Origin of the sequence: Anaerovirgula multivorans, assembly GCF_900188145.1 — a bacterium.
In the GTDB taxonomy this organism is placed as follows: Bacteria; Bacillota; Clostridia; order Peptostreptococcales; family Natronincolaceae; genus Anaerovirgula; species Anaerovirgula multivorans.
Window position 1 is genome coordinate 24,543 of the sequence record NZ_FZOJ01000012.1, and the last position, 13,225, is coordinate 37,767.

The 13,225-nt window shown below is 35.7% G+C and carries 14 protein-coding genes; 6 read left to right on the plus strand and 8 right to left on the minus strand.

The genetic code is table 11. The features are described 5' to 3' along the window. Positions 1-79 precede the first annotated feature (79 nt). Positions 80-442, plus strand: coding sequence for a BlaI/MecI/CopY family transcriptional regulator (locus CHB72_RS13130; RefSeq protein ID WP_089283343.1), 363 nt, complete (start codon positions 80-82; stop codon positions 440-442). Further along, on the plus strand, positions 442-1,986 hold the full coding sequence (locus CHB72_RS13135; protein WP_176431368.1) for a M56 family metallopeptidase: 1,545 nt from the start codon (positions 442-444) through the stop codon (positions 1,984-1,986). Before CHB72_RS13130 ends, CHB72_RS13135 begins: the two co-directional genes overlap by 1 nt. A 92-nt stretch (positions 1,987-2,078) precedes the next feature. On the opposite strand, the gene CHB72_RS28285 is transcribed toward CHB72_RS13135, so the two are convergent. The 3 genes from CHB72_RS28285 to CHB72_RS13155 all read right to left on the minus strand — a co-directional run bounded on the left by CHB72_RS28285 (position 2,079) and on the right by CHB72_RS13155 (position 4,620). Continuing rightward, positions 2,079-2,465, minus strand: coding sequence for a DUF6076 domain-containing protein (locus tag CHB72_RS28285; RefSeq protein WP_408606572.1), 387 nt, complete (start codon positions 2,463-2,465; stop codon positions 2,079-2,081). A gap of 422 nt (positions 2,466-2,887) precedes the next feature. After that, on the minus strand, positions 2,888-4,024 hold the full coding sequence (locus CHB72_RS13145; protein ID WP_089283443.1) for an iron-containing alcohol dehydrogenase: 1,137 nt from the start codon (positions 4,022-4,024) through the stop codon (positions 2,888-2,890). Between the two features lie 461 nt (positions 4,025-4,485). Next, entirely contained in the window at positions 4,486-4,620 is a 135-nt protein-coding gene (locus tag CHB72_RS13155; RefSeq protein ID WP_330397042.1) for a hypothetical protein, read from the minus strand. A gap of 288 nt (positions 4,621-4,908) precedes the next feature. Here CHB72_RS13155 and CHB72_RS13160 point away from each other — a divergent pair, with 288 nt between their 5' ends. Continuing rightward, the gene (locus CHB72_RS13160) at positions 4,909-5,418 is read left to right on the plus strand and encodes a GNAT family N-acetyltransferase (RefSeq protein WP_089283346.1); all 510 of its coding nucleotides are present in this window, start codon (positions 4,909-4,911) and stop codon (positions 5,416-5,418) included. Between the two features lie 237 nt (positions 5,419-5,655). Here CHB72_RS13160 and CHB72_RS13165 read toward each other — a convergent pair whose 3' ends face one another. From CHB72_RS13165 to CHB72_RS13175, 3 genes are all read right to left on the minus strand, one after another. Then, the gene (locus tag CHB72_RS13165) at positions 5,656-6,090 is read right to left on the minus strand and encodes a C-GCAxxG-C-C family protein (protein ID WP_089283347.1); all 435 of its coding nucleotides are present in this window, start codon (positions 6,088-6,090) and stop codon (positions 5,656-5,658) included. Between the two features lie 504 nt (positions 6,091-6,594). Continuing rightward, the gene (locus CHB72_RS13170) at positions 6,595-6,909 is read right to left on the minus strand and encodes an AzlD domain-containing protein (RefSeq protein WP_089283444.1); all 315 of its coding nucleotides are present in this window, start codon (positions 6,907-6,909) and stop codon (positions 6,595-6,597) included. Beyond that, positions 6,899-7,624, minus strand: a complete 726-nt coding sequence (locus tag CHB72_RS13175; RefSeq protein ID WP_242975125.1) for an AzlC family ABC transporter permease — start codon at positions 7,622-7,624, stop codon at positions 6,899-6,901. The genes CHB72_RS13170 and CHB72_RS13175 overlap by 11 nt, the downstream gene beginning before the upstream one ends. Positions 7,625-7,739: 115 nt before the next feature. Here CHB72_RS13175 and pdxR point away from each other — a divergent pair, with 115 nt between their 5' ends. Then, entirely contained in the window at positions 7,740-9,248 is a 1,509-nt protein-coding gene (gene pdxR / locus CHB72_RS13180; RefSeq protein ID WP_089283348.1) for a MocR-like pyridoxine biosynthesis transcription factor PdxR, read from the plus strand. A gap of 216 nt (positions 9,249-9,464) precedes the next feature. Here the strand turns inward: pdxR and CHB72_RS13185 are convergent, their stop codons facing one another. Continuing rightward, positions 9,465-9,872, minus strand: a complete 408-nt coding sequence (locus tag CHB72_RS13185) for a DUF2000 domain-containing protein (protein ID WP_089283349.1) — start codon at positions 9,870-9,872, stop codon at positions 9,465-9,467. 76 nt (positions 9,873-9,948) lie between these two features. Next, complete coding sequence (locus CHB72_RS13190; RefSeq protein ID WP_089283350.1) at positions 9,949-10,740, minus strand: AraC family transcriptional regulator; 792 nt, start codon at positions 10,738-10,740, stop codon at positions 9,949-9,951. Positions 10,741-10,887: 147 nt separating this feature from the next. Here CHB72_RS13190 and CHB72_RS13195 point away from each other — a divergent pair, with 147 nt between their 5' ends. Together CHB72_RS13195 and CHB72_RS13200 are read left to right on the plus strand one after the other, a co-directional pair. Continuing rightward, a complete protein-coding gene (locus tag CHB72_RS13195) occupies positions 10,888-11,679 on the plus strand; it encodes an acetoacetate decarboxylase family protein (RefSeq protein ID WP_089283351.1) in 792 nt (263 codons plus the stop codon). Between the two features lie 621 nt (positions 11,680-12,300). Further along, complete coding sequence (locus CHB72_RS13200; RefSeq protein ID WP_089283352.1) at positions 12,301-13,041, plus strand: class I SAM-dependent methyltransferase; 741 nt, start codon at positions 12,301-12,303, stop codon at positions 13,039-13,041. The last annotated feature ends 184 nt before the right edge of the window (positions 13,042-13,225 follow it).

Genomic DNA, 13,225 nt, shown 5'->3' on the forward strand with positions numbered 1-13,225 from the left:
ATCCCCTTGACAAAAGGGACCACTCAGCGTAGTCTATATAGAGACTACGCTGAGTGGTCCCTGGGGGGAGGAATACATTATGACAGAAATTCAGTTAGGTGTGATTGAAGCTCGTTATGCAGACATGATTTGGGAGCGTGAGCCGGTCACCTCTTCAGAACTGGTAAAACTCACAGCAGTAGCGTTCAACTGGAAGCGTACCACCGCTCACAATGTCCTACGGCGGCTGTGCAACAAGGGTTTATTTCAGAATGACAATGGTACAATAACTTCATTAATTCCTCGACAGGAGTTTTACGCACTGCAAAGCAAGAAGTTTGTGGAAGATACCTTTGACGGCTCCTTTCCGGCTTTTATTGCTGCCTTTACCAAGAATAGTACACTGACACCAGAGGAAGCGACTGAAATCCGAAAAATGATTGACAATGCAGAGGGATGCTGATGATGGGTGCAATTTTTTTGAAACTGCTTAATATGAACATTGCCACAAGCTGGCTGATTTTGACGGTAATAGTGTTGCGACTGTTTATGAAAAGAGCACCAAAGTGGATTCCGTGCATACTTTGGGCAATAGTCGCAGTCCGTCTGGTTTTTCCGTTCTCTTTTGAAAGCATATTCAGCTTGATACCGAGTGCAGAGACAATACCAGTTCAAGGTATTTATTCAAGTAATTCTATCGCTGCAAACGAACCGTATAATTTTCAGCTACAAAGCGGTATTCAGATGATTGATCGGGCCATTAATCCGATTGACCTCGAAACGACTGGCTCCGCAATGCGTTTAAATATTGAAATTTTTGCATGGATTTGGTTTGTAGGGGCTGTCCTATTATTGCTGTATGCAATCATCAGCTACCTACGGATGCGGCGCAAGGTGTGGGAGGCTGTCCTTCTGAGGGATAGCATCTGGCTCTGTGATGCTGTGAAATCTCCGTTTATTTTAGGTATCATCAGACCTCAAATTTATCTGCCCTCTGGTATACCTGAAGGACAGGTGAATTATGTGCTTGCCCATGAACAGGCTCACTTAAAACACAAGGATCATTGGTGGAAGCCGCTGGGATTTCTGTTGCTGACGGTATATTGGTTCAATCCGCTGGTGGGTGCGGCGTATATTCTGTTTTGCCGGGATATTGAACTTGCCTGTGATGAAGCGGTAATCAAAAATATGAAGATAGATGAAAAGAAAGCCTATTCCTATGCGCTGGTATCTTGCAGTATGCAGCGGAAAATGGTGATGGTTTGCCCCCTTGCTTTCGGTGAGGTCGGCGTGAAGGAGAGGATTAAAACTGTGCTGAATTATAAGAAACCTGCGTTTTGGACTGTTGTAGTCGCCGTTGTTGCTTGTGTTGTTGTTGCAGTGTGTTTTTTGACGAATCCGAAGGAGCAGGATAAACCGATTGAGACACCGTTAGAAGGAACAGATTATTCGGGATACGACGAACTTATTGCACAGGCAAGAGATGTGCTCGAAAATTTTGACGGAAACTATCCGGAAGAGGAACCATTTAGCAGTGTATTTTATCAGAATTGGGACTATGAAACGCTTGGTTATCTGATAAAAGATATAGATGGCAATGGCATAGATGAACTCATATTTGGCGCAAATACGGATGGCTGGGATAACGGTAGTTGGGATGGTGTCATTTATGATATCTATACGATAGTAAATGGGGAAGTGTTTCATGTACTGGACGGATGGGAACGAAACCGATATTATCTCTGTAAAAACGGTTGTATTGCCAATGAGGGCTCAAGTAGCGCCTTTGAGTCTAGCTACAACTATTATACATATAGCGGAACCGAATTGCCCTTGGTGGAATCTATTCTATATTACAGTTTGCAGGATGAAGAACATCCATGGTTTTATTCAACCGAGGATGAACCCGATATTAAAAATGCTGAACCGATCAGTCAGGACAAAGCTGCAGAGATTATGAACAAATACGTACATGAACATCCACAATACACACCATTTGTTGGATAAGGTGTGGATGTAGCAGGAACAGGTGGGAGAATAGTTTCCGAATGGAAACAGGTATACAACATAACCTTGCATACCTGTTTTTTTCTCTGTCTCTAATTCAGTCGTACCCTCGTAAGCATCTCTTCACCGGAAATCCTACCCGCAACATAATCATGCCGAGCTTGACCGGCGGGAATAGACCTTGTTGTACTCGGTGAGATATTGCTGTAAAAACGTGTCGGCTTCGATGCCTTTTTCAAAGAACAGCTTCGCCCCACCTGCTTGCAGGTTCGCTTGCCCGTGTATGGCCTGTCGCAGAAATCCCGCTTGCGCTTATCGGTCAGCACGAAATACCGCCCGCAGAGCTTACACCGCTTCACATACTGTCTGTTTTTCAGCATCTCGGTAAATTCGAAGAACAGCATCTCATCCAGATACTCAATCAGGTAGTAAGCGAAAGCGGCTCCCGAAGAATATGAATTTATGGATGTTTCAGACAAAGACCTGACAGCATAGGCAAAAAAGCAGGGTGGACAGCCGAAACTGTCCGCCCCATCACAGGGATAATATCCGGTTCACTTTTTGTCCCTATGATACCCCGTCTAATTTCCAGCCTGTTTTTCATTTTTAAAGGATTTTTAAGTTCTTCGTCGCAATAGTTAATAATTTGAATTAGGATGGAAAAAATATGGTATAACTAATTCTTTTCATAACCTGTGAATGTGGTACATTCCTCTCTCGCTTCTTAATCTTGCTGTTCGTGGCATATATAATCACCCCGAATTTAAAATATCATAAATCCGGAGTGATTTCAAACGTATTATCTGTTCCTTCGTTTGAAGCATACCCTACCAACTTTCATAATGGACTATTTCTTCAAGCTTTTTCCGTGGACGAGCTGGGGGGCTTTCCTTTTTCTCTTCTATTTTTTTCCTTCAAATATAGTCCATAGAATTAGTTCCATTGCTTCCTTTGTGATAACAATTGGATTTGATCTTGTAGAACCTTTTAGAGAATTATCAACCAGCATTTCAAAATTTCTTTCAAAATCATTTCGATTAATTCCCATATGACTGAAAGAATCTGGTATGTCTAATCGTTTATTTAATTTTCTCACCTCTTCGATAAAATCTTCCTTGTCAATTGATTTTGCTAATTCAATAAGTCTTTTAGCTACTTCCTCATCTTTTTTATTAAATTCTAATACATAAGGGAGTGCTATAGCATTAATCAATCCATGTCCAAAGTTAAACATACCACCAATTGCATGAGAAATGCCGTGGCTCATTCCCAATCCCACATTGGTAAAGGCACAACCTGCTATACATTGATAATTATGTACCTTCTCTCTACTATATATATCTCCCTTTTCAAAAGAATCTGGCAAGAATTTAAACAATCCTTCCACAGCGCCCTTAGCCAGACAAGCTGTAAAATCATCAATATTTTTATTAATATAGGCTTCTACTGCATGGGTCATAGCATCCATTCCTGTTTCAGCGACAATGTTCTTAGGCATGGAAAGAGTAATCTTGGGATCTAAGATAGCAACGTCAGGAATAAAAGCATTCGTCTTTAATCCGATCTTGATATTTTCTTCTGTAAAAGTAATAACAGCAGCTCGTGTCACCTCTGCGGCTGTACCTGAAGTAGAAGGTATAGCTACCAGTTTCAAAGCCTTTCTCTTTTCAGGCAGTGGTTCTTTTAAAGCTCGCTGAAAATTATACTCGGGATACTCATAAAACAATCCCATTACTTTAGAGGCATCAATAGCAGAACCTCCACCTACTCCGATTAAAACATCCGGTTGAAATTCTCTCATTTTTCCTACTCCCTCTTCAATATCCGTGGTTGTAGGATTTGCTTTAATTCCTGAATAAATTTCAACTACACAACTCTTTTCTGACAAAATGCACTTAATTCTATCAATTGTACTATTTTTAAACATAGCACTTTGCCCTGTAACGATCATCACCTTTTTGCATTCAAGTTTTTTTAAATACTCAATAGAATCCTCTCCTATCACGATTAAGTCTCCGTGAAATCTCAATTCTTTCATTTTCATCACCTTCCTATATAATCTCATAATGAATATACATATGACTACTTCTACAAGTTCTTCTTCACAAGTTTTTTCTTCATTTTCATTAATTGGCACTACTTAAATGCAAAGAATTTCCTATGAACATTATAACAAATTCTTATGAAATTTAAAAAGCAATTTGGATTGGTACCAACAACAGGAGCAATATTATATATCTGTAAGGTGGGGAATAAGAGCTCTAAGGGAAAAACCCTGTCGTAAAGCATATGAATTAACATATCAAAAACCCTTTAAGAAAGAAGTTTTAACTGCTGCTGAAGAGTTTGGAATAGACCCCTACTTAATCTGGGCTGTTATGAGAGAAAAAAGTCATTATCGAACAGATCCTTTAACTCTACCTTTAGTATGATTCCTTCATAGTTTAAGAGAATTATGCATCAACCTAATTTGTCACCTTTTTTAACAGGCTGTTCTGGTTAAATTAATACAACGCCTTGCTCGGCGTATATTCCTAATACCAATACTTCTGACATAAAATCAGCAATTTGTCTTGGAGGAAAGTTTACTACCCCTAAAACTTGCTTGCCAACCATTTCTTCCATTGATTGCATTTCTCAGTGAATCTTGGAGCAGTTTTTGAGATACTCTTACATATCTATTACTACATCCAATCCTTTTCGCGGGATAAAATGGTAAAACAAAAAAGGTATCGGTGTTCCACCTTGTCTGCCTTCCCTATCCCTTGGTTTATGAGTATTTTAAATCAAGTCTTGTATTTTAATTCATTGTATTGTATAATTATAAATAGTTTTTCTCAAAACAACTATTGAAGAAAACTCTTAAAAACCTTAAACTGGCGTATACTTATAAGAAATAAAAATAAATTGGAGTAATAATATATGGATTTGATAATTAGAAAAGCGGATATTTCAGATATAAAAGATATATATATAATAACAAGAGAGGCCTTTAATAAATATGCCCTGGACCTCGGTCTTCCCCAGAGGGTCTCTGCCCTTAAAGAGACGGAAGAAACAATAAAGGATGAGCTTGACAATAAAAACATACTGGTTGCATGTTTAAACAATGAAGTCATTGGTTCTATACGTTACGAAATAATGCCAGAGAACATTACATATATTAGTCGTTATGGTGTTAAGCCAACAGTACAAAACAATGGTATAGGCAAAGCTCTTTTTCAAGCAGTGGAGGATGCTCTTATAAAAGACAATATTAAAGCCGTAACCCTCCATACTGCATCAAAAATGACAGCCCTTATCCACTTTTATTATAGTCTGGGCTTTTATATTCATTCAACCACTTCAGACAGAGGGTATATAAGGGCATTATTGTACAAGGAATTCGGTCAGAGTGAATCACTGGATTTATCTTGTGTGCAAAGTATGTAATCAGGGACTTTTGCTAGAATGATTTTCTAAAATCTGTACTTTTTCAGTGGCCTCTACCGTCCCGCAGATTCGCAACGTCCCCATTAATGCTCCTAATTTCCAATTTAAATTGCAACCTTACATAAGTCAGCCCAACTCTCATTTATACTCTCAACTGGGATGTTACTAATCTGCTGTTATGTGATGGTCTGCTTTTTCAATTAAAATTATCATTCAAGATTAATAATATAGTATATTTTAATTAGAAGTAAAATCTCTGTTATTCATTATATAATTTACAGTAAATTTTACTGCTCTTTTTGTTAGATCTTCACATAAATGTGGTGGATTATCGTCTTTAAAACCTTCTGGTCGTAATTCTCTACAAACTAAACTCCGAAACTCTTCTTGAAAATTATCTGCAAAATCATAACATATACTTATAATTATTTCTTGAGAAACTCCTTTTCCTCTTCCAAATATACCCAAAAACATTAATGATCCTTCTACTAAGCCACATTGGGCTCCAAATTTTCCTGCACCATGCATGCCAATAGCAGAATCTATAATTTGAGATTCCAATTTAATTTCAAATATTTCTGCTAATGTCTTTAACATTGTAGTAGCACAATTTAAATCTTCCTTCCAATAATAATCATGTACTCTTTCATCAATAATCTCTTTAAATTTCATTACTTTACCTCCATATTTTTTAATTTTATTTATCCTTAATTAAGAAAATTATTATCAGCTCAATAATATATTTTTTAGCATAATTATTTAATCTTAAAGATGAATTAATGTATTTTTAATTAAAAATAACCTTATCAATTTAATGTTCATAATAAGCTAAACAATGCTGACAAAAAACTTAAATAACATAAATAAGCCTTATGAATATGTTGATATTATTCTTAATCTAAAATCAAAATAAATATTTCGATAATACACAATTACTTAGACTGTCGCATAACTGTCCCCTCATGCTTTTTACTCAATTTGTTTTAAAATATATCACTTATTAGCATATTCCCGGTATTATTAGTATTCCTGTCAATTAAAGGTGTAATATAATTAATAGGCCATATTAAGTCATTTAGTAAAATACGGTCTATACCTTCATTGGTGGAATTCACCATATCTCTTAGCTGCGATTTATTTAAGCCATATCCCATTATATAAATCTTTATTACGATATCAATTGTTCACATATATCATTACAGCCATTCCTATAATAATGGTAGTTAATACGTTTTTAGTTTTATAAGCAATAAATGCAGCAATAATTCCTGCTAGAAGATAACTATTATTGAATGATATATCCAGATAACCCTTAGGAAGCAAAATAGCTGGAGTTATCAGGGCCGTTAAGAATGCTGTCGGTACATGTTTCAACCACTTCTCCAACCAAGCTGGTATTCCCGTGCTGGTAAAGATAACCTGTGAGCCAATGCGAGTAATGAAGGTTACCAAAGCCATACCTATTATAATAGAAATTAGTTTAAAATTCATTTCTTCTTCCCCTTTCAATTAGTCCTCCAACAATACTTGCAGTAACAGCGGCTAGAATAATGTACCACTTGCCAGGCAGATGTAAGGCCCCCAAAACAGCTGTCAGAGCAGAGACTAGGGCTACAAACAGGGCAGTTCGGTTAATCAGTCGGGGTATTAACAAAACTAGAAATGTTAATGGTATGACAAAATCAAGTCCCCATTCCAAGGGGTTAGGTATACTATGGTAAAGAACAGCTCCTAAAAAAGTAGAAAAAGCCCATATGATGTATAAAAAATAGCTTGCTCCCAACTGGTAATATGCATCATAGCCCTTTTTTTCAATTCGGTTGATCGTCAACGCATAGCTTTCATCCGTCATACTGAAGGCTAAGAGATACTGTAGGGTTCGAGGTTGCTTAAAAAGATAAGATGATAGAGATGCACCCATTAACAAGTGGCGCAGGTTAATTAAGAAAGTGGTAAAGACAATTACTCCCCAATTGGTAATACCGGAATTCATCATGGCAATAGCCATAAACTGGGCTGCTCCTGCAAAAACTATTATGGACATAAAGGTTATTTGAAAAGCTGAAAAACCTGCGGTTCTGCCCATTATGCCACAGGTCAATCCAAATGGAATAATTCCTGCGGTAATGGGTAAGCAGTCTTTTAATACTTCCTTCCAGATAACTGTATTCCAATTTCGCAAAGTGTAAGATGTATTTTTATCCACTAGAGATTTCAACTCCTTTCATTTTTTTATTATAATTTAGAAGGAAATACTAAGTAAATATCCAATTATAATATTATTAGGTAAAATTGGATACCAAAGGAGTGAAAACCAGAAAATGAATATATCCAAATTGATAGTTAATACGAAATTGGATACTACTTCACCATATTACTTGCAGATTGCTGCCCTTATAAAAACTAAGATTGTTGATGGTTCCTTGACAGTAGGTGAAAAGCTTCCTGCGGAAAGGGAGCTGGCTTTATTGTTCGAGGTTAGTAGAACCACAGCCATCAATGCATATCGGCATTTAGAAAAGGGTGGCTATGTAAGCATAAAAAATGGTAGTGGTACATATGTCAGCGATAGATATGCTTTGGAAAGTAAAACCAATAATGAAATACCCTGGCCTCAATTGTTAAAACCTTATATTCATCCTTCGATGGCTACACTTATGAGTGAACTGATGGTTAGTAATGTGCTGGAGGATAAAATTTCTCTTGATGCCGGTATGCCGGACCCTAATTATTATCCTATCGATATATTTTCTAAACTTCACAGAGATTACTTGGCCGAGTTGGAACCTAGAGATTTTGGGCATATACCTGTTCACGGATATGAACCCTTGAGACATACGATTACTCAAATGTTAGGTTCAGAAGGTATCAAGTGCTACTCTGATGAAGTAATTATTCTTTCAGGGTCTCAACAGGGTTTATATCTTACTGCAAGAGTGCTGATTGAGCCGGGTGATTATGTGATCATCCAGGCTCCTACTTACCTAGGAGCTATCCAAGTATTTCAATCATTGGGGGCAAGAGTATTAAGCCTGCCTCAAAGCGAGGATTTCCCCTTTGAAATATTAGAAGATTATTTAACCCGCTACAGGCCAAAATTGTTGTACTGTATTCCTACCTTCCGAAACCCTACCGGTACTGTTATGAATGCCGGGGAAAGAAAGAAGCTTATCCAGCTTGCAGCACGTTATAGGCTGGCTATTCTAGAAGACGATCCTTACAGCAACCTCTACTATGAAGACAGGCCCCCGGCAAGCTTGAAAGCTTTGGATGACTATGGAGGAGTGATATATTTAAGCACTTTTTCAAAAATCCTAATGCCGGGATTAAGGCTGGGATACATGGTTGCCCATCCATCATTTATTCATAGAATAATTTTGGAGAAACAGTATGTTGATTTGCACAGTAATAATATTTCACAGTGGCTGCTTGACTTATTCATTAAGGAGGGATACCTGGCAAATCATCTGATAAAGATGCGGGGAATCTATAGAAATCGGAGAAATGTTATGACTGAGGCCCTTAACCAGAGTCTCAAATCAAAGCTTTCCTTTCAGATCCCTCAAGGAGGGTTTTACATATGGTGTAAAATAAATGAAAACATTTCATTAAAAAAACTGTTGCAAGAGGCTTTAAAAACGGGAGTATCCTTTGTTCCAGGAGAAGCGTTTTATGCAGCTCCAGGGGAAGACAAGGAATTTCGTCTATGCTTCTCCCAGCATAATGAAGAGATAATATTAGAAGGGATAAGTAGATTGGAAAAATCAATAGGGAAATTTAAAAAAAGTCAATTTTCTATCTCTAAAAGAGAAGTAAGGCCAATTATCTAAACTATAACAGTAAGACAGTTTATAGATAAATATATCTTTATAAACTATTTTCTTTTATCCACGCATATGGGAAAATCAACATATCTTTTAATAACTGTAGTTATTCTATACACTATAACTGCGATTTTCATACTATAAACAAATGAAATTAGGCCGAACCTGATTAGCGTTTGGCCTTTTTGAAATTCATTTGTGGTAGATTCCCCAGCACTCCCACTACCTTAGCATTGTTAAGCTGCCAGTTAGTTTATTGATTTTTTTCTTTGGTCCATAAAGACATACGCCTAAATAATTTATTTGGTCTTCATTTGTTGAGGATAGCTTTATTTCATAATCATCATAATCTAAGGACTTTTGTGCCACGTCACTAAAGCCAATCGCCTTAATGTCTGGATCATTATTTTCTAATAGCACATCATATTTTTCCTTAATCTTTTCTTTAGATAAGGTTAATACTGGAATAGGTATATTTGTAATGCCTTCATGAACCCTACTATGCTTATCTATTACTTTTTTACCAGCCAAACCCTTTATTTCACTGGCTAGACTAACACCTAAAGCGGCGGTGGTATTTGCAATCATACCAATTGGTAAATTCCCGTCAACAATCATTACACATTTCATATATAAATACCTCCTTCATAAAATGATTATAGAGGTATTTTCTATTTCTTTATTGTATAATATTGACTTGAATTTTTTAACAAATTTTTAACGCTTTATGGTATTGAAGAGGGGTTATTCCATAGGCTTTTTTAAATTCCTTTGTAAAATGAGCTTGATCATAAAAACCTGATCTTAAGGCAATATCTATTATATTATCACTGCTTTTCAGGAGATATTTCCCATAATTAATTTTAAGCTGTAACTGATAGGCATTGGGGGTAGTATTAAACTTATCCTTAAAATTTCTAATTAATGCAAATTTATTAATATTGAAATGTTTCTCCATGTCCTTCAGATGTAGAGACTGAAGAAAATGACCCTCTATATAGGTCTTGATTGCATTCATCTTTCGATTACTTTCAAGCTTTATGTCCACATCACATGTCTTAAATAATTGAATAAGTATATTTATTAGTTCGATTTCCTTATCAAACCTACTAGCATCACTCTTTAAAACATCAGCTAAATGTTTAATCTGAGCAAATTCGTACTTACCTAATCTCTTTATACCAATGGAATGTTGCTCATCTAAATCATCAAAAATCTCCTTACAGAACTCATTCCCTATATAAATCATTGTAAACTCCCATTCAGTAATGTTTAAAGGTTGACATCTATGACTTACATAGGGATATATAATTACCGCATCACCAGCTTTAATGTTGTAATTTTTTCCACTGACATTTAATATCGTTGCTCCTTTTTGGATATAGCCTATTGATAATTCTTGATGAAGATGATCTTTGTATGCATGTACATCATTAGTACAGGTTTTAATCTCAACCATATTACATGCATCTGCTCGATAATAGTGTATCCCTTTCATAAACACCACCCTACATAAAATATATAATTTATTATAGCATGAATTTAGTTCTTTAAATTATCTGCTGCTGCAATTTTTTACAATACATCTGGCTAATTCCTTTTATAAAATATAAGCGTATTAAATATTGATAAAAGGAGGTAAAATATGATCAAAGGATATACTCTTCCACGGACACCTAAAGGCAAGTCTAGTCTTGTGCCAAATCCACCTTGGCATTATGTAGGTAATGTATTGGCTGTAGAATATGTAGCAGATCAAGAGAAAGCTGCAGCTTTTTTGCCAGAGGGTCTTAAGCTTGCTTCCAATCAATGTGGAATTTACTTCATTGAATGGCAATATACCAGCGACTCTGAGGAGGCCTATCTAGATCCTGTTTGTAGCCAATACCGTGAAACGATTATTTTATTATCAGCAAGCTATAAAGATACTCCAGTAGCCTATTGTCCCTTCATTTGGGTTGATCAAGACAAATCCCTTATGCGGGGGTTAATTCAAGGCTGGCCTAAGCAAATTGGAGAAACTTGGATAACCCGTTCTTATGATATACCTTCTAAAGCTTCTCCCCTTCTAGGAAAAGGAGGTAGATTTGGTGCAGCTCTATCAGTTGGGGGCCGCCGACTAGCAGAGACAAAGGTAACACTAATTGAAGAAAGCAATTCCCTTCCTACACCAGCATTTGCATCTGCTGTAAATGTAAGATATTTTCCAGAGCTTATCAAGGATAAGCATGATCAACCTGCAGTTCACCAGCTTGTTCAGCTTAAATCACGAAATGTAAAAACATCACAGATTTTGAAGGGTGAAGCTTCAATGGAAATATTCGATCATCCCTATACTGAACTACCCGATTTAAAACCAATAACTGTCGTTGCAGGTTATCGATTTTCTGTGGCACTTACCGTTGATGATCTAATCCACCTTCGTGACTTGAGATAGGAAACATCTATACAGTGAATTGGCAAACAATTGTAGTGGGGACTTTAGTCCCCGCTAGCATTGTCTTTCGTTGCATTACTTAATAAATTGATTAATAAATCTACACCATATTCTTAGAGCATTTGTTTTAATATGCTATGATTTATAGTGTCGAAGAAAGATGATAGATCAAACTCGGTTAAATATTGGTATCCCTCTTGGAAATACTTTTTATTGAGTTCACTGAATTGTTTCCATTGTTTTTTCCACTGCTCTTTTTTCAATATTATAGAAATTTGAACTAATTAATAATAAGAAAATTCTCTAAATAATAGCGAAATCCTCCAACTTTCATTAGATTATTTTCAATAGAATTAGAAATATAACGAACTTATTACAATTAAAAACTTAAGGAATATTCTTTAGTACTTAGTTCATTCATAAGATGTTTCAAATTTAAATATAGACAACTTTACTAAATTGCTATATAATAGCACTGATAATAACTGAAAGGATGTTTTTTATGTTTAAACATATTAAAAATGAGTCGGTTTAAAGCAGGAGGGTTTTTCTAAATAATTTATAATTTTATTGCGTACCCTCCTGCATTCCAGTATAAATAACTAACTGGAGGATTATAAAATGGAAAAATATTTTTTTGAAGCATTTGAAGGTTTAGATAGGCTTGCTCCTGGTAGTAAAGCTTCTACATTAAAAGCAATATCAATGTTTAATAATTCAAAAGAGCATATTAAGATTTTAGACATTGGTTGTGGCAATGGCATTCATACAATGTTATTAGCACAGGAATTTCCCAATGCCTTGATTATTGCAATAGACAATCATATGCCATTTATAGAGCATTTAAATAACACTGCACAAAAATATGGATTATCTGATAGGGTAATAGGAAAGTGTATCTCAATGTTTGAAATGCCATTTGAGGATAATTCATTTGATTTAATCTGGTCAGAGGGTTCTATTTATATAGCTGGCTTTGAAAATGGACTTCGTGATTGGAAGAGATTTCTCAGGGATGATGGATATTTTATTTGCAGTGAGCTCAGTTGGATAATAAATACCCCTTCGGAGGAAATCTGTGGTTTTTGGAATGAGGAATATCCACAAATTGATACTATAGAAAACAAAATAAATCAAATTAAAAATACAGGATATAGTTATAAATCCCATTTTATCATGCCTGTTACTGATTGGACAGAAAATTATTATACTCCGTTACAAAAAAATCTTAATGTGATGTTGAAAAAGTATGAAAATAATCAGGTTGCAAAACAGGTTATTAATATGCTACAGACAGAAATTAATCTGTACCACAAATATTGTAGTGAGTATAGCTATGTTTTTTATATTATGTCTAAATAGGTGGGTTTTCTAAAACAAATCATCTAAAATAATTTAGTTCTAAGCCACACTTTGTCAGTGTGGCTTTTTCATGTTCAAAATCCTAGGAAACTGAGGCTTTTTTTCTATAAATATTCTTTATATATTGTAAATACTAACTTTCAAAAAACCGCCATTACTTATGATAAGGTTCACCGTAACGCTG